The sequence below is a fragment of the Arthrobacter sp. BE255 genome, from assembly GCF_031457335.1.
In the GTDB taxonomy this organism is placed as follows: Bacteria; Actinomycetota; Actinomycetes; order Actinomycetales; family Micrococcaceae; genus Arthrobacter.
The window spans coordinates 176,694-193,134 of sequence record NZ_JAVDWK010000007.1; the positions used below are offsets into that span (position 1 = coordinate 176,694).

Annotated in this window: 13 protein-coding genes and 2 pseudogenes; all 15 read right to left on the reverse strand. The window is 54.9% G+C overall.

Annotated features, from left to right (window positions below):
• Nucleotides 1-194: 194 nt before the first annotated feature.
• Nucleotides 195-806 (reverse strand): LPXTG cell wall anchor domain-containing protein, encoded by a 612-nt coding sequence (locus J2X42_RS13905; protein WP_310166063.1) that lies wholly within the window; start codon nucleotides 804-806, stop codon nucleotides 195-197.
• 180 nt (nucleotides 807-986) lie between these two features.
• Complete coding sequence (locus tag J2X42_RS13910; protein ID WP_310166064.1) at nucleotides 987-2,699, reverse strand: DUF4012 domain-containing protein; 1,713 nt, start codon at nucleotides 2,697-2,699, stop codon at nucleotides 987-989.
• A 157-nt stretch (nucleotides 2,700-2,856) separates the two neighbouring features.
• Entirely contained in the window at nucleotides 2,857-4,170 is a 1,314-nt protein-coding gene (locus J2X42_RS13915) for a UDP-glucose/GDP-mannose dehydrogenase family protein (protein ID WP_310166065.1), read from the reverse strand.
• A gap of 25 nt (nucleotides 4,171-4,195) precedes the next feature.
• Complete coding sequence (locus J2X42_RS13920) at nucleotides 4,196-5,656, reverse strand: sugar transferase (protein ID WP_310166066.1); 1,461 nt, start codon at nucleotides 5,654-5,656, stop codon at nucleotides 4,196-4,198.
• Between the two features lie 149 nt (nucleotides 5,657-5,805).
• Entirely contained in the window at nucleotides 5,806-7,131 is a 1,326-nt protein-coding gene (locus J2X42_RS13925; RefSeq protein ID WP_310166067.1) for an oligosaccharide flippase family protein, read from the reverse strand.
• Nucleotides 7,128-7,724, reverse strand: a complete 597-nt coding sequence (locus J2X42_RS13930; RefSeq protein ID WP_310166068.1) for a serine acetyltransferase — start codon at nucleotides 7,722-7,724, stop codon at nucleotides 7,128-7,130. Before J2X42_RS13930 ends, J2X42_RS13925 begins: the two co-directional genes overlap by 4 nt.
• A gap of 24 nt (nucleotides 7,725-7,748) precedes the next feature.
• Entirely contained in the window at nucleotides 7,749-8,789 is a 1,041-nt protein-coding gene (locus J2X42_RS13935; protein WP_310166069.1) for a glycosyltransferase family 4 protein, read from the reverse strand.
• A gap of 31 nt (nucleotides 8,790-8,820) precedes the next feature.
• A complete protein-coding gene (locus tag J2X42_RS13940) occupies nucleotides 8,821-9,783 on the reverse strand; it encodes a glycosyltransferase (protein ID WP_310166070.1) in 963 nt (320 codons plus the stop codon).
• Entirely contained in the window at nucleotides 9,780-11,168 is a 1,389-nt protein-coding gene (locus J2X42_RS13945) for a hypothetical protein (protein WP_310166071.1), read from the reverse strand. Before J2X42_RS13945 ends, J2X42_RS13940 begins: the two co-directional genes overlap by 4 nt.
• 2 nt (nucleotides 11,169-11,170) lie before the next feature.
• Nucleotides 11,171-12,298 (reverse strand): glycosyltransferase, encoded by a 1,128-nt coding sequence (locus tag J2X42_RS23415; RefSeq protein WP_396134078.1) that lies wholly within the window; start codon nucleotides 12,296-12,298, stop codon nucleotides 11,171-11,173.
• Nucleotides 12,279-13,427, reverse strand: a complete 1,149-nt coding sequence (locus J2X42_RS13950) for a glycosyltransferase family 4 protein (RefSeq protein ID WP_310166072.1) — start codon at nucleotides 13,425-13,427, stop codon at nucleotides 12,279-12,281. The genes J2X42_RS23415 and J2X42_RS13950 overlap by 20 nt, the downstream gene beginning before the upstream one ends.
• Nucleotides 13,428-13,526: 99 nt before the next feature.
• Nucleotides 13,527-13,670, reverse strand: a pseudogene (locus tag J2X42_RS23420) (DapH/DapD/GlmU-related protein); the annotation flags it as partial.
• Between the two features lie 87 nt (nucleotides 13,671-13,757).
• Nucleotides 13,758-14,078, reverse strand: a pseudogene (locus tag J2X42_RS23425) (hypothetical protein); the annotation flags it as partial.
• A gap of 41 nt (nucleotides 14,079-14,119) precedes the next feature.
• Nucleotides 14,120-15,655, reverse strand: a complete 1,536-nt coding sequence (locus J2X42_RS13955; protein ID WP_310166140.1) for a polysaccharide biosynthesis tyrosine autokinase — start codon at nucleotides 15,653-15,655, stop codon at nucleotides 14,120-14,122.
• A 230-nt stretch (nucleotides 15,656-15,885) separates the two neighbouring features.
• Nucleotides 15,886-16,350, reverse strand: coding sequence for an Lrp/AsnC family transcriptional regulator (locus tag J2X42_RS13960; protein ID WP_310166073.1), 465 nt, complete (start codon nucleotides 16,348-16,350; stop codon nucleotides 15,886-15,888).
• Nucleotides 16,351-16,441 lie beyond the last annotated feature (91 nt).

The window sequence follows — 16,441 nt, forward strand, 5'->3', positions numbered from 1 at the left end:
TAACGAGAAGTCGAACTGCCAGCGGGTTCTGCGCCAATGTCTCCCCATAGCTCTAATAGATATCACGGACGCGATCTCTTCGGGCGGTGGAACCGGTGGTTGAGCCTGTCGAAACCATTAAAATGCAGAGGGTGGGTGGTTCTCCGGTTTCCCGGAGAACCACCCACCCTCTTTGGTGCTTGTGGGTGTTGCGGTTACGCAGCTACCTCGGTCTTGGCGCGGCGGCGAACAACAACTACGGAAGCTGCACCGGCGGCAAGTGCGCCAGCGCCGACGATGGTCCACAGGACCAGGCCGGAGTCAGCACCGGTGTTGGCCAGACCGCCCGTGTTGGCGAGCGGAGCGCCACCGGAGTTGGCCAGCGAAGCACCCGTGCTGGAGAACGACGGATCGACAACAACTGTGACGGGACCGACGGTGACGCCGGAGGTGTTTCCCGTTGCGGTGATGGAGTAGGTGCCAGCTGTGCTGATGGTGATCGGGAAGGCAACTGCACCCTGGGCGTCAGCGGTTGCACTGAACGTCTGGGGTGCCAGGAAGACAGGGATCTTCGCTGAGAAGGAAGTACCACCGGCGATGTTGGCGCCGGATGCAGCGGGCGGGTTGCCCGGCGTAACGGTGATGGTCAACGTTTCGCCGGCCAGGAAGCCCTGGCCGCGGAAGACGAAGGTTTCGCCCGGGCCTACAGTGCCGTCAGAAACGGCTGCCTGCGGCGGAAGCGGCGGATAGGTGGCTGCCATTGCCGGCGCGGAGCCGATAAGTGCGATGGATCCAGCCAGTGCGAGTGCTGCGAGTGTCTTTTTCATGTGTGTCCCCCCGGAGACGTTAAGTTTTAGATGTACCCGAATTGAGGAGGTTTCCTCACCGCACGAGACCTGCGCGGAAATGCCGGATAGATATCCCAAAAAGACGTTACCATTCGGCGCGCGCTGTGAGCAACGTCAATCCAGTCGGTTTACATAGTGTTAACGCACTGTCTATGAGTCCTAGCCACATTGCGCATTTTCTGTGGGCAGGATCACATCTTTTACATCCTGAACTGTCGGTGTGACAACCAAGTTAGGTTCGGTGTGCTGCACGATTTTCCCGAACGTAAAATCCACGGTACGGCTTTCTCCGGGCGCAAGGCGTACTGCAAGAACACCGACAGGTCTGCCGCTCTGGAGATACGGTGCGAACTCGGTCTTTACCCCATCCACCTTGACCATTTCGACGTTCGCTTGAACGGGGCCGTACGCAACAACGTTTGTCTGGACGGATCCCGACGGAACTCCGTAGTTTCCGTCGCCAGTGACATAGGCCGGCAATGTTGAGGCCGAGTCGATGGGGGCGGTGTTAATGCTTGTTACACGCACGGTCGTTTGCTCGTACCCGTCCTGGGCACATTCCTTCACCAGCTGAACAGTCCGTTTGACGTAGTAATCCATTTTTGCGCCGGTACCGTCGTTGAAGTAGATCCCAAACTGGGCGGCTGACACGCTAGGCCCTGACACTGAGCCGCTTAGTGGGTACGTTGCGATGATTGCCTGCTCGCTAGTGATTCCGGACCAAACTAGTACACGGCCCTCTTCGGTTCCGCGAGTAATGCCTTCAATCAGGCCCTTGGCATCCCCCTTGCCATCAGACAGCGCCGCGAAGATCTCCTGAGCGACGCCAGCGAAGTAGACATCTTGAAGCTGTGGCTGCTTGATTTTTGCATAGACGTCGGAGAGAAGAGTCTGCACAACGTTTTTTCCGGTCAGCTGTGTGGGCAGACCCCCGCTCGCAATTGAGATCACCGAAGGGTTGGTTATCTCGACCGGTCCGGTGGCGTCCAGAATGTAGCCGAGCACAATTGGATCAATGGAGATTACGCCATCGACACGCTGGCCGGTCTTTTTCTCCCATATAGCTTGCGCCGTGCCTGCGGCCGAGGGGAAATCGGGGGTCAAGTTTACGTCCTGCATGAACTTCCCCAGCCTTCCCGAATAGATCTGTTGCTGCTCGGGATCTACTGGAATCGCAGGCGACATAGCACCCAATTGTGTGGCACTACTTTGCGTGCCTAATGTCAACTTTCCATTTTCGAGGTTGAGGACTGCGAGGGCGCCCGGAATACCCCCGGAGGCACGCAACTCCGCATTGTTCTGGATCATGAGCAAATAGCTTCGAGGTGATTCAGCCCCCAGCATAGCTGGCGCAATTGACGATGCCCCTGCCGCCGCATCTAGAGCACCAGTTACGTCTTCCAGCTGCGTTCGGGCGCTATTAAGGGGTTCTGCCACTTGAGGCAGAAGTTGACTACTATCGATCTGGCCGAGGCGCTCTACTGAGGCGCGAACTGCATGAGCCGCAGCTGATACTCGGGGCGAGGCAGCTTCAAGCGGCGCCAAATTGGTGCCGGAGCTGCTCGGTAGCAGGCTGTCCCAATCTAGCGAACTGAACACCTGCACAAGCGGTGCCAATCCGAGGTTGGCCACGTCGTCGGCAGAGCGCGCTACTTCAGCTACAGCCCTGAAGTTTGGTCCGATTCCAGGTACAACCGAAGCTATTGCCCACACAGGGTCTGCAGCGATGTTCTTGGCAGCGCTCGTATGGGAACGGATCTGCTCCACTGTAAGTGCAGCACCGTCGCTGTCATTGCTTGAAATATCTTCTTTGAGCGGGGAGATCAATGCTGTTGCGGAGTTTAGTTCCCGATTGAGCGCTGAAGCTTGCACGCCGAGCCACACTCCTGCGACGCACGCCAAGAAGATTAACGCTGAAAGCCATAGCAGAGCTATTCGAAGTCTGTGCCAGCGGTGTTTCGGCCTACCGCTGGACCTGGGGTTGAACGAGCCAATGTGGCCTTCTTTGCCGGGGCGGATTGCGGACACTTCAGGGACGCCCCAGTCCGCGGTAGGTCCAGCCCGCAGCACGCCACTTAGTTGCATCCAAAACATTTCTACCGTCAAGGATGCGGAGGGAGGAAACTATGTGCGCAAACTCATACGGGTCTAGATTTTGGTACTCCTTCCACTCCGTGAGAAGGAGAACTGCATCGGCTCTCTCAGCTGCCTTGTCCGTGTCTGGCTCGTAGTGCAGCTCTGGAAACCTGCGCGCGGCATTGGCAAGCGCCTTAGGATCCGTGACGGTGACGATCGCTCCTTGAAGCTGGAGTTGGGCAGCAATACTCAGAGCAGGAGAGTCACGGACATCATCGCTTTCGGGCTTAAACGCTGCACCGAGTACGGTGATTCGCTTTCCCATGAGGGAACCGTCGCAAAGTTCGCGTGAGAGCTCCACCATGCGAGTCCTACGGCGCATATTGATGGCATCAACCTCTCGCAGGAATGTGAGGGCCTGATCTGCGCCCAACTCGCCGGCGCGCGCCATAAAGGCGCGAATATCTTTGGGCAAGCAACCCCCGCCGAAGCCTATGCCTGCGTTGAGGAACTTCCGTCCGATGCGGTCGTCCATTCCAATCGCGTCTGCCAAACGTGTGACATCTGCGCCAGCGGCTTCGCATAGCTCTGCCATGGCATTTATGAACGAGATCTTGGTCGCGAGAAAAGAGTTGGCTGCGGTCTTGACTAACTCAGCTGTTGGGTGGTCTGTGACCAAACGAGGTGTCCCCAAGGCCAATGATGTCGAGTACACCTCATCAAGAATGGCTACGGCGGGATGTTCTTCAGACCCGTTCGCAACCCCGTACACAAACCTGTCAGGGTGAAGCGTATCGGACACGGCATGGCCTTCGCGAAGAAACTCAGGGTTCCATACGAGGTGGGCGTCCGGTTCTTGAGCTTGGATAAGGTTTGAAAGTCTCGTGGCAGTTCCTACCGGCACAGTCGACTTGCCCACGATCAAGTCACCCGGCGATAGGTAGGGGAGTAGTCCGAACGTGGCCGAGTCAACGTAAGTCAGGTCAGCGGCGTTCTCGCCTTTTTTCTGGGGTGTTCCAACACAGATAAAATGGACAGCGCTTCCTTCCGCAGCGGCCAAGTCGGTGGTGAATGACAGCCGACCCGTTTCCTGCACCTCTCGTAAGAGATCCTCAAGGCCAGGCTCGAAAAACGGTGCTCGGGCGGCGGAAAGCTCCGCAATTTTCCGTTCGTCGACGTCTATACCTACAACCTCGTGGCCCAACTTTGCCATGCATGCAGCATGGACAGCACCTAAATAGCCGCAGCCGATTACAGAAATACGCATAATATAAGTTCCTTCCCAGACAGAACTAATAGGCGCCGGTGCTGTGGAAAACAGCCCGAACGGTTCGAAGGATTATGACCAAGTCGCCTGCCAAGGACCAATTTTCAACGTAGTAAAGGTCGAGTCTCACAGAGTCTTGCCAGGACAAATTCGAGCGTCCGCTAACTTGCCATAGACCGGTTAGCCCTGGTTTCACTAATAAGCGCCGCCGAACATCTTGCTCGTACACCTCAACTTCCCGTGGAAGCGGTGGCCGTGGACCAACAAGGCTCATCGACCCGCCGAAGATGTTGAACAGTTGAGGCAATTCATCCAAACTGTAGCGGCGCAGGAACCGGCCAACAGTCGTTACACGTGGGTCATCCTTGATCTTGAAAAGTACGCCATTGCCCTCGTCCTGGTCTGCCAGTTCGGCCAGTAGTTGCTCCGCGTCTACGACCATCGAGCGGAACTTCAGCATCCGGAAATGAGTCCCTTCGATTCCAACCCGTTCCTGCCTAAATAGGATGGGGCCGCGACTATCGATCTTGACCACAATGGCCAACAGCATCATCAGCGGGGAAGCAAGGGTAATGAGAACGCCAGAGACTACAATATCGAACAGCCTCTTTGCCACCCGTTGGCCCCCCTCCAGCGTCGGCGTTGTCACGTGAATCAGAGGAAGACCAGCTACTTGCTGAGTGTGAATACGAGGACCCGCGATATCTGTTAGGGCAGGGGCCATGATTAGACCAACGTTCTTGGCGGCCAACTCCCAGCCGAGGTGTCTCAGAGTCTGGGGATGAAGCTGGACGCCAGCTGACACTGCGACTGCATCAGCGTTGCATTCTTTGATTGCTGCCAGGATCGATTCCGTCTCGGGCTTGTTTCCGAGGATTTTAAGGCCTGACTCCACCTCGTGGGTCTGAGCGTCCGGCGCGCCGGGAGTGTAAGCAGCCACCGGCTCATATCCGGCGTGTCTGACCTTGCGCAGAGAAGCCGCCAGATGCGCGACGGCACCGGGGCCGCCAAGGAGTAGGAGCCGCGACATACTGTTTCCGCCTTGGCGGCGAACGTTAAGGTGCTGTCGGAGAAGCCATCTGGCGAGGATAAGTCCCAACAGGCCGACAGGCAGAGCTATGCCTACGTAACCGCGCGCTGTGTCAAACCGAAACACGTAGGAAAATATCGCTATCAGTCCAAATAACCAAAGAGACGCGGCGGCAACACGTCGGTACTCTTCTGGTCCTGATCCCAATATCCGGCTCTGCCGGCTATTCCAAGCCTCAAGCATGACCCACCAGACCAGTGCTATGAGGACCGACAGCCACACATAGTTGGCTTCTTGGCGTGGGACCGAGAAGTCCTGCTCAATGCCAAACCTGAAAACATAAGCTCCGGTCACTGCCCACACGATCACGAAAGCATCAATGATACGAAGGTTCCGGGATGTCCGGACTCGCCAATCTGCCACAGTCCCCACTTCACTATCCCTCGAATTTGCCATGGCACAACCTACCGAGGAAACCCCCCGAGGTCATATTACAGGGGTGTCGTCAGTCATCTGAAATGTTGCGTGGTCATCAGACGTCTCGCGCCAAACGGCACGAACCCATCGTCGATGCCTTCACGCACCTCTGCGTAATTTTCGGTGCATCAAATTGTGCGCCAAGTGTTGAAAATCCAAGGAAGAGCCTGAATGCCAATAAGGCAAACGATCAGACCGCACGTGGACGTTACTAACCTATTGACCCGTTTTCGCTCCCACATGTCCTTCCGGTGCAGGAGGAACATGTGAGCAGCGAAGCCGATGACAAATGACAGCATCATCGTGAACGCGAATAGAACCAGGTTGATCACTGTGCTGAGAGCGGCGACCAGCGCTAGAAACGTTAGGGCCGTCAGAACATTCACGATCAGGGATCGAGTGTATAATCCGCGTGAATTCGAGTAGACACTGAGGAGATCTCGTAGAAACTGAAACTGGTAAGAGCATGCCAGAACAAGAGTAAGCAGCGTTACTCCGTCATACTCATTCCCGAACAACCAAGGCATGGCAAACGGAAGAATCAGGCTGCCAACAAGGAGCAGAGCAGAGAATCCAATCGCAGAAAAGCGAATGAAGCGCGACACAAATTCTCGTCGATTCTCTTCGTTGCGGGCGGATATCCTTCCAAGCATCATGGGCAGTGTTGCGATCAACGGCAGAACGGTCGCTTGGGCAACCTTCTTGGCAATTTGGTACTGACCAATCTGCGACGGCGCAAATAGCAGACTTGCGAGGAGTATATCTCCAGACGAAACGGCATATGTAACTATGTTCGAAGCAAATAGGGCGCGCGATGCACGTAGTGCTCGTCGCGGAGGTATTCGACGTTGACGCGGAATTGGTTTGTTAGACGACATGGCCGACGCGCCAATGAGTAGGAGACCAACAGCCAGGTACGCAGCTAATGTGGCCGAGAGAGCGCCACTAAGACCTCCCCCGACTCCCAGAGCAAGTGCAGTACAACCAAGCGTGAGTACGCCGTTTAGGACTACGCCAATGGACCGCAAACCGGCAAGGTTAAGCCCTTGTGTGAACGAGAGGCCGACCTGAAAGATCCAGAAGCAAGCGATGAATAAGATGCTATACACACACGTTGCACTCCATCCCGGAGGCAACGTTGGACTTAGAACAAAGACCGTTGCGCCAGCTAAGGCAAAGCCAGCCAATGCTGGCCTAGCCGCTTTGAAAACTATTTCCATAGTGTTCAAGAAAGAGATTTCCCCAGCTGCTAATGCCCGAGTCATCCACGCCCCAATGCCGCGGTCTACAAAGACGGTTGAAAACATCCCGATCGCATTTACCAAAGCAATGAGACCCACTTCATCGAGCCGTAGGCTTCGAGCATAAACAACGTTAGTGAGCATCCCCGCGATCGCGTTAACAGCTTGAGATCCTGAGGACGAAATCAGCCATCCACCACTAAGCCGCTTCATCTCGTCGTTAATTTAGCCGTTTTATCCACAACAGGCCCAAGATTGCTGTCCGCGTGACTCCAAGCTTGACTTCCATTACTACGAACCCCAGCGCGGGCCGAAACTGTGGTGGTGTTTGCCGGAACATCCATATTGATGAGGGAGTGCGGACCAATTATTGCTCCGTCACCGATGGTCACTCCACCAAAGATCCCTGCGCCGGGGCCAATAAAGACATCATTTCCAATTACTGGAGCTTGTCCATTCGAAGCGCCAATCGTAACGCCGGGATGAATTCTACAATTTCGTCCGACTCTCGCTTGGCCGTTCACAACGATGGTTCCTCTGTGCGCTATCGAGAGGCCTGGTCCAAAGACATCCAATGGGATATCAAACCCCAACCTTTCTGACAACCTGTCGTAGTAGAGACGGGTCGCGAGATACGACAATTTAGCAAACTTGCCCGGCTGCTTCCGTTTATGCTCGGTTATTCGCAAGGTTCGAACAAACCAAGCGATTCTGTTGGTTGCTATGAAGCGTTTCTTCCACAATGGCGAAAGGCCCATCGATCGAAGGTCGTCTTCTAGGCTTCGCTTCCACACTTCGTCTTTCATAGGGGTTCTCCGTCGAAATGGACTTCATTTGCTCTGCTGGTCATGGGCCTTCTCGATTACCTGCTTATAGATCCGCGCCCACTCGGATGTGACTACTGCGGTGCTGAGGTGGCTCTGCGCATACTGATGTCCGGCCTTAGCTTGTTCTTCTAGTCGATTTGCGTCCGCCATGAGGCTCTGTAATGCCTGTGCAACGGACGTAGCCGACGTGTCCACAGTGGTTTGCCGCGCAGCTTCGAGCAGCTCCCCCATGCCGCCAACGCGAGTTCCGATCACGGCGCAGCCATTCGCTAGCGCTTCGCAGACCGACATGGGAAAGGCTTCGGCTCGAGAAGGCTGAACAAGAATCATCGCTGATGATAAGAGCTTTAATACGTCGGTGTGAGAAAGGGCGCCGAGATACTCAGATCCCTGGGGCCATTCGTTCCCGAAAACGAACTCTGCTTCATTTTTTGGAACAACGCCGGCTACGACTAGACGCCAGTCGGTCGAGTCGGTGGTGCGCCAGGCATCGAGAAGCAGCTCTATGCCTTTGCGGTGTCCTACTTGACCCGCAAATACGACCACCCGTTCTCGTTGCGACGACGGCGCGACGGCCAGCGGAACATTCACATCGTTGGGGACGAACTCCCACTTGGACGCAGGAAGACTTAATCGTTGTTTATATGCTTCCGAAAAACCATGAACGGTGTCGACACTACGCAAGACCAGTCGCAGCCCCAACTCTGTTAATGCAGACGAAGTGGAGAGGCTGCTTCCATGTATCGTTGCCACAACGGGATGCTTCTTGAGTTTTGCCACGGTGGCTATGAGGCCTTCGCGCAAGAGCGAGCCGCGCTGCGAAAGATGTACGTGGACGACGGTGGTCCTCGGCAACAAGAAAAGGTGTCGGAGGGAACGAACCAGTACCAGGTTCTTTCGCAAGAATCCATTGGCATCTTGGTTGTAGGTGGTCGCACTACTTACCTCGAAGCCGGATTGAAACCGCTTCAAATGCCCTCGAACCACGGACGCGATCCCGCCCTCGCCCTCGGGCTTATTCCCGAAGTGAACAACGGTGCTCATTTTTAGGGCCCCTTGACCTTTCCGTGACAATTCAGCGCTGTTCGTTGTGGTCTGAGCTTACGATGTGGGAGTTTGCCAACTCGAGAAGGGTGTCTCGGCTGACTGTATCGCTGAAGCTGGATATGAGCCCCAATGAGTCGAGCTTTTCGGTCACTTGAAGCTGGTGATCGTCAACGTGTTCGTCATGCTCAGCCCTGCGCGCCATCACCAGTGGCTTCTTACCGGCGTCAAGTAAGGCCATCAACGTGCCCACGCCAGCGTGTGTGACCACGACGTCGGCGTTTGAACTGTGGTCTGCGAAGTCTTCAGCATCGACATGAGAAAAGACCTCGCCAGGGAGGTCATCCCTGGTCGTGTCACCCACCTGCCAAACCACCTGATCCATGGGGGAAATTGCCGGTCGAAGCCCGTCGATAATCCGATCGAACCGGTATGGTTTGATGGTTCCCAAGGACACGAAGATTCGCAAAGGCCTATCTTCCGGCGCCGTAGATTCCTTGCTCTCTGCCCGATAGCTCGTAAGCAGCGACTCGGCCAGCCGCCATTTCGGGGATGCGTAGCCAGCATGCTGCGTAAAACGCCTGACACCCGGAATGCGTTCAATTATTCGTCCAGTAAGGCTCGGTCCCTGAAACCGCGACACGCTCTCGATGTAATAGAACTTTTTTCGCTTCACCCACGAAATCGGCAAGCAGGCAAGTGCTAGCCCCGCCCCCGTGCTAACGATCGCCTCATAGTCCCTGCCGCTCTCGCGGCTTAGCATTTTGAAGGTCGCAAGCAACAAAGACCTATAGTCGCGGGGAGCGACATATGGAACATAGTAGTGGGGTAAATCCCTCAAAAGTGAGCGACTCTGAGCGGAATCAAATGTCACAAACATTGAATCTGGCGCGAAACCTAGGCGTTTAAACCATTTGACTGCCTGGGTCAGATGCCCACCAGTCGAGGCAACGATCAATACACGCTTACCGCGCAATAGTTCAAGATTCTTCATTTGATGATCTTCCTCACACGGACGAAATTTTTAGAAATAAACTCTTCATTTTCCAACTCATACTTTTGAAGCGCGGTTCCTAGGCCGACTATGCCGAGGAAGAATGCGAACATTGGAGGACTCGTAAATACGGCGGCGCCGGTGGACTGGAACAGTGTCAAAATTAGCCATCCTATAGTGGTTGCACCTATCCACTTCATTTCATTCGTGACTCCACGGCGCTCCCATGAAATAGCACGGGAAAAAATAAGCACCAGACCGAATGCGAAACAAGCAGTACCAAAGATTCCGGACTCGCCAAGTATCGCTGGCCATGACGTGTCCGTCAGGAAGGCTCCTTGACCAACTCCGGGGCCAAGTCCATAAACGGCATTGAATCCAAGCCTGAAATACTCGGGGCTGTATTCGATTGCGGCTGTACGAGATGCGTATCTCCCAAAGCCGGCACCAAACGGGAAATATTCATTTGCAAGTTGCAAAGCGCCTAGAGATAGAACAGTCCGAGCTTCCGAGCTTTCAGCCGAGAAGTAAGCGTCATTTATCGTTTGGAATTGATTTGTAATTTCAGGCCAAGCCAAGACGACTGCAAGCGGAAGACAAAGGAAGCCACCCAGAAGAACGCCGTTCCATCGAAAACGCTGTGCGAGGATGACTGTGGAGGCCAGTAGTCCGAGGAGATCCTTTCGTCGAAAAGAAAGGAATGTCGCAATAGAGCTGCCCGCAAGAAGTACTGCCGAGAAATGTGATTTACCGACATATCGCCTGTATGACATTATCGCGATGGCAGACATTGACATCGCAAATGCAAGGTCAAAGGGATGAATGAACGGGCCTATCATGGAAGGAAGCCCATATCGAACAATTGGTGCTCCATTTACTGAGAACACACTCGACCAAGTCCCCGGAATTATTGCATTTATTGCAGTTGCGCCCAGGATGATGGTCACAACAAAAGCAGCCGAGCGGGCCATTTTCCTTACATCTTTCGGCTGCCACTGGAATTGCGCAACGGCCCAGCCAAACAGAATGGCCTTGGTAGCCAAGAAACTTCCAGATATCACGACCGTCGGATCGAGTGGTTGGCGAAGCAACGCACTAAGGAATCCCAAACTAGCGAAGCCCAGGAAAGCGATACTTCCTGGAAAGCCTGCGCTGACGGCTTGGCTACCGGGAGAAAGGCGCTGGACAAGCGCTCTGAGTACAGTCAGAAGGACCAGCGCATCATCCAGGTTGGCGAGAGGCTCTATTCCGGACAGGTGCGTTAGGGTGCGAACAAACAAAACACACAGCAATGCCGATGCAACAAGCAGTTTCGGTCGGAACCACAAGGGCACAAGGCATAAGGTGCCGAACGTGACGATTACCAGGAGATTCAATACGGTCATGCTTATCTGGCTTTAGAATTCAGGCGGTTTTGTAATTCGGTTCGTGCACCCGAGAGAAAGCTGAATCCCTTCCAGGGTTTTCTCCTTCGATCCTGCAGTCGAGACATAACTTCCAAATAGTTTCGAGTCATCGCCGCCACCGAGTCAGGCATTTCCTCGGTGTCTTCTAAATAGGCTCCTACAAGCCGAGAATGAGAAGACAGAGCGAGCGCAGCTCCGTCGGCATCTTCTGCATCGGTTACTAGGACTCGAGTGCTTGGCTCGGCACATGCAGTGCGAGAAGCCACTACGGGGACTCCGCCCGCTTGGGCTTCTAACAGTACTAGGGGCTGTCCCTCATAACGGGAGAACAGGGCTAGAGTATTTACTCGACATAGAAAAGACTCTGGCTCTTGATGGCCGAGCCATACGATTCTTGAGGCGATCCCGAGCCTAATTGCAGCTTCCCGAAGCTCGGCCTCATCCGGACCAGAGCCAGCGATGGCCAGAGTTAGATCCGCAGCGGGCGGTCGAGATAGAGCGGCGAAAAGGAGATCAAGGCCTTTGTGATGCGTCGAAATGCGGCCGATATAGCCGATGTCATACTCGAACTTGGATGTTTCCTTCCGCTTAGCCCGGACGTGATTAGCCCATCCAAGGTCGAGGCCGTTGGGTACAGAAGAATCCACAGTGACGTTCCAGTGAGTTCGTAGGGCATCGGCGTGGGCTGTGGTCAGAGCCAGTCTTTGGTCGGAGAGGCGTAATCCCAGCTTTGTGACGCTCTTCAGTGGTGGGGCGGTAGGGCCAATCGGATTGTGGATCGCCATCATCCATCTGGCCGAGCGCAGTGCACTTTTTGCCCTGCCTAGGATGGCAAACGCCGTCTCAGTGTTCGTCGTTCCAGTGATCACGAAATCGTGGCCTCTTGGATGTCCAAGCCAGAAAGGCCTTTTGCGCAAACGTACCAAGTCGTTTATTTGGCCAGCTAAGGGCCCAAAGCCTTGCAAGCAATACAGCGTTACACTGTGACCTAACTGCGTGAGCTCGTTGGCCAAGAGCACTCTCTGCTTTTCGGCTCCCCCAGCGCAGAGTGTGTTCGTCGTTATAGCGACGTTGTACTTGAGCGCCGAGTTAGTCATCTCTGCTCCCATGCGTCCGGCTAACGATTGCCGCGCCGTATTCGGTCCAGCTGCGTACAAAACTCCCTCGCACGGCAGCAACGTTGGCCTCACGATCGTCCTGATCGAGGGGACCTATATCTCTTAAGGTTTCCTGCAGCGTCGCTGTGTCTCCCGGATTCAGGACACGACTTACGGTTGCCGGCAATATTTCCATGGCGCCATTCACGTGCGTACTGATGACAGGCAGCCCGGCCGCAGCTGCTTCCAAAGCCACGAGAGAGCATGCATCCTCAATGGTCGGTATAACAAAGGCATCCGCCTCGTGGTATTTGGACACTAGCGCCGAGTGATTCAATGGAGGTGACAGGCAAACATTAGGAGGCAGATCCTGGATAATTGCAGGATCAAATACGTTCCCTATGAGCTCGAGCTCCAGGGGGAGATTTCGGATCGCTTCTAACAGGAACCCGAGACCTTTTCGCCGGCTAATCTGCCCTACATACAGAATCTTTGGCGTAGTCCGGTGATGGGAGAATTGCGAACTTTTAGGCATGAAAAGTTCAAAATCCACCCCATATGGCTCTACGACAATTTTCGAATCGGGGACCTTATTTCTTCGCATCTGGTCTGCAACGAGTTCGGAGGGGACGAGCAGTAGATCTGCAGAATCGATTTCCGCCTCGATCCTTTGGACAAGCCATTCCGGATATAGTTCAGCTCGACACTCCGCTTTCGAAAAGTGCGATAGGAGCGCCGAATTGTGGTGTCGGGGGTGGGCGTCAACGCAGTGGAGTACTTTAGTTGACTGCGGCGGTGCGACACCGAATGTGCGGCGACTGGCTCCTGGGAAGCCTATGAGCGTCTGCACGTTTTCCGGAACCATCCCCACAGCGCCTCGGTCGAAAAGAACCTTGGATATGTGCATTGCAGACAGTGAAATCCGTGGACTTTTCAGCTGATTAGCGGCAATTCGCATCAGGTCGGCTTGAATGCCAACACTCCGGACCGGCCCAGCGTTGACGTTCTGTAGGCCTCCGTTCTTGCGCCAGATGTTTTTAACCGAGGCTGAGTCGACAATGCCGCGAAGAACGTGTGCGTCCTGGGCTGCGCTCTGAATTGCCAACGCAGCGCGTTCCCTGTAAGGAAGCGTTATGAGCATGAAAATGCCTTTCGGCCGTAAGTGGTTTCGCCGAGCAGATAAGTCAGTGTCGCACGCGACGGGAGCTACCAATCAACTGGCCGGATCAATTCCTCGGTGAATACTGGCGGGCGTGCCGAAGGCTATTGTGCGAGGCGGCACGTCCTTAGTTACGACGCTGTTGGCCCCAATAACGGCACCCTGCCCAATGGATACCCCAGGCATGATCACCACATTCTGGCCTATCCAGCTGCCAGCTCCTATCGAGACTGGAGCAATTCCTGTAATGCCTTGGTCTCGAACGGCCTTGACGCCTGTGGTTTGATGAGTGTGATCACAAATGAACACTCCAGATGCGATCAGAACGTCATTCCCGATTTGGACCGATCTGACTGCAGAGATTGTTGTATTTCCCGAAATGGATACTCTATTGCCGATTTTTAGCGGTACGTGCTGGGAGTCTGATGTTCGCTCAGGATCAGGGCCGCCTTGAATCCAACATCCCGATCCGATGTATACGCCATTTCCGACTTCTACATGTTCCACACCCGCCAGCCGGACCGGCGCGAATATGACACTTCTAGCGCCAAAGTTAGCAAACGACGAGCGAACGAGTGTGGTCCTCGCCCGCGCCATTGCCCGGATAATTATGTCGTAGAGTGCAAAGCCCATATGGATCTCCCCCCAGGAAGATTGTTGACGCCGATCACGTGTTAGTTGCCTGGAACCCGGTCCCTAGGAAACTTCCCGGGTGCTTTGACGGCGTCATTCAGGAATGGTTGATCAAATATGTCGCCTGTCAGATTGTTTGCGGAATCCTTGTAGCCGTCAGTTGCGTCAACCTTTGCCGAGCGGCCCCTCCTACGGCGAGCGGACGCGTCGTTAGTGGCGGCTTCTGTTGCTGTGTAGGAGTAATAGCTGTAGCTGTAGGCGTCTGGTCCCTTTACGGGAAGAAGATTCAAAACAATTCCGAGCACATCCGCGCCAACCATCTGCAAAGCGTCGATTGATTTTTGCAGTTCTTGCTGTCGTGTCCGCTGAACGCCGACAACGAGTACTACGCCACCGGCATGTTGGGACAGTACAGCTGCATCAGTGACAGGAAGCAGGGGCGAGGTGTCAATGACAACGGTGTCAAAAACATTCTCCAAACGAGTAATTATGTCCTTCATTTCGTCCGAACCAAGGAGTTCGCTTGGATTGGGAGGAATCTGGCCCGAGGTCAGCACATAGAGATTGTCGTCGCCCCAGGGCTGAAGTAGATCGTCCAGTTCGGCTGTTCCCAAAAGCGCGGTGGTGAGCCCTGCGTTCCGCTCCAAGCCCAAGTACTCATTAACCATTGGCCGGCGCAAGTCTGCGTCCACCAAACATACACTTTGGCCGGCTTGGGCAAGTGCGATCGCAAGATTAGTAGCGGTCGTGCTCTTACCTTCCCCCGGGAGTGAGGACGTAACTAAGACCGTTTTTGCTCTACCTGAAACGTTAGTGAACTGGAGGTTCGTCCTGAGTTGGCGAAACGACTCTGATCGAGGACTTTGGTGGGGAGCTTGTGTCAGGAGCGGCTGCTTGGTGGCATTTGCGTCCAAGGAGATGCCCCCGAGCAGCGGAATGTCTGTAACTCGCCTGAGGTCTACTTCGCTACGAATCCGGGTGTCCAAGGTTGACCTCAGGACGCTGCCCCCAACTCCGATAGCAAGCCCCAGAAGCAGACCCATAAGTAGATTAATCCGAGTGTTTGGGGCGGATGGTACTAACGGGGCAGTAGCTGGTTTGATGATCGACAAGCTAACAGGCGACGTGCCGCCAGTTCGAGGCTTTTCGAGATTGTCAACGGCCTTGATAAGGCTATTGGCTACCGCCTGCGCAATCGCAGCTGACTGAACGGGTGACTGATCGCTTACTGATATGTTGATCAAGACCGTGTTGAGATCTGTGGAAGCTTGAACCTTTTTGGCCAACTCGTCAGCCGTCTGGGGTAATCCAAGACTGTCAATTGCCGGCTGCAGCACAACGGGCGACCCTACGGTCTTCACGTAGGACTGGACGCGGGCCTGACTGAAAGTATTGCCCTGCTGAAGCTCTTGGACGGAGCCTGAATTCTGAATGGCGACAAACAACTGAGTCTCGGCTGTGTACGTGGGCTTCGTCATTATTGAGAAGGCACCACCCACAAGGAGTCCACCCAAGGTAGCAGCGACGATCATGATCCAATTACGGCGTAGGACGCGCAGGTAATCGCGTAGGTCCAAACCAGGCCCCCTGTGTTGATTTGAAGAGGCTACCGTGCGGTTTGCCCCCAGAACGGCAATATTCGTGCGGTCCCGATAATTGTACCTGTGACCGTGGATCATGAATGACTTCCTATTCCTCGGTTGGCCGGAAGGCTATATGACGTGTTATGGGCTGAATCTTGATAATGCGCGGACGGACACGTGACGACGCTGTTGTCATCAGGCCAAGACAGTCCCCCTAGAGGTGCCTACCGAACTTCCACGTCTTCAAAAATCAAGAACGTCTGCGTATCCAACACCCCCGGCATGGACTGCAGTTGATCGAAGATGACACGGCGGAGATCGATGTTGTCGATGGCCCGCACAAGCAATATGACGTCAAAGTCGCCGCCCACCAAAGCGATGTGGTGCACCTCAGGTATAGCGCGAAGCTGCTCGCGCAGTTCGCGCCACGAATGCTGGCTCACCTTTAACGTCACGTAGGCGGATGACCGCAGCCCGGCCTTGATGGGATCAACCAGAGCCGTGAACTTGGTCAGGACGCCGTCCCCGGTGAGTCTGGCGATCCGCGTGTAGGCGTGCGCCCGGGAGATGTGGACGTTCTCCGCCACCTGGGTGACGGACATCCGGCCGTCTCTGGTCAGCTCCGCGATGATCCTGCGGTCGATGTCGTCCAGCGGCGCTGGTTCCGTGCCCGCATCCGATGCTGCCATTCTGTCCACCGCCCCCGCCCGTATCCTGCATCACCTTGCAATTCGTCTTCCAGAGTAGGCCTATGGGCCGTACTTCTCCAGAATTTCGAAA

Bases quoted from the DNA above. Each gene is read 5' to 3' on its own strand.
- J2X42_RS13960 (WP_310166073.1), bottom strand. From the start codon at position 16,350: ATGGCAGCATCGGATGCGGGCACGGAACCAGCGCCGCTGGACGACATC.
- J2X42_RS13930 (WP_310166068.1), bottom strand. From the start codon at position 7,724: ATGAAAGACGAAGTGTGGAAGCGAAGCCTAGAAGACGACCTTCGATCG.
- J2X42_RS13940 (WP_310166070.1), bottom strand. From the start codon at position 9,783: ATGAAGAATCTTGAACTATTGCGCGGTAAGCGTGTATTGATCGTTGCC.
- J2X42_RS13925 (WP_310166067.1), bottom strand. From the start codon at position 7,131: ATGAAGCGGCTTAGTGGTGGATGGCTGATTTCGTCCTCAGGATCTCAA.
- J2X42_RS13915 (WP_310166065.1), bottom strand. From the start codon at position 4,170: ATGCGTATTTCTGTAATCGGCTGCGGCTATTTAGGTGCTGTCCATGCT.
- J2X42_RS13920 (WP_310166066.1), bottom strand. From the start codon at position 5,656: ATGGCAAATTCGAGGGATAGTGAAGTGGGGACTGTGGCAGATTGGCGA.
- J2X42_RS13950 (WP_310166072.1), bottom strand. From the start codon at position 13,427: ATGCTCATAACGCTTCCTTACAGGGAACGCGCTGCGTTGGCAATTCAG.
- J2X42_RS13905 (WP_310166063.1), bottom strand. From the start codon at position 806: ATGAAAAAGACACTCGCAGCACTCGCACTGGCTGGATCCATCGCACTT.
- J2X42_RS13945 (WP_310166071.1), bottom strand. From the start codon at position 11,168: ATGACCGTATTGAATCTCCTGGTAATCGTCACGTTCGGCACCTTATGC.
- J2X42_RS13935 (WP_310166069.1), bottom strand. From the start codon at position 8,789: ATGAGCACCGTTGTTCACTTCGGGAATAAGCCCGAGGGCGAGGGCGGG.
- J2X42_RS23415 (WP_396134078.1), bottom strand. From the start codon at position 12,298: ATGGGAGCAGAGATGACTAACTCGGCGCTCAAGTACAACGTCGCTATA.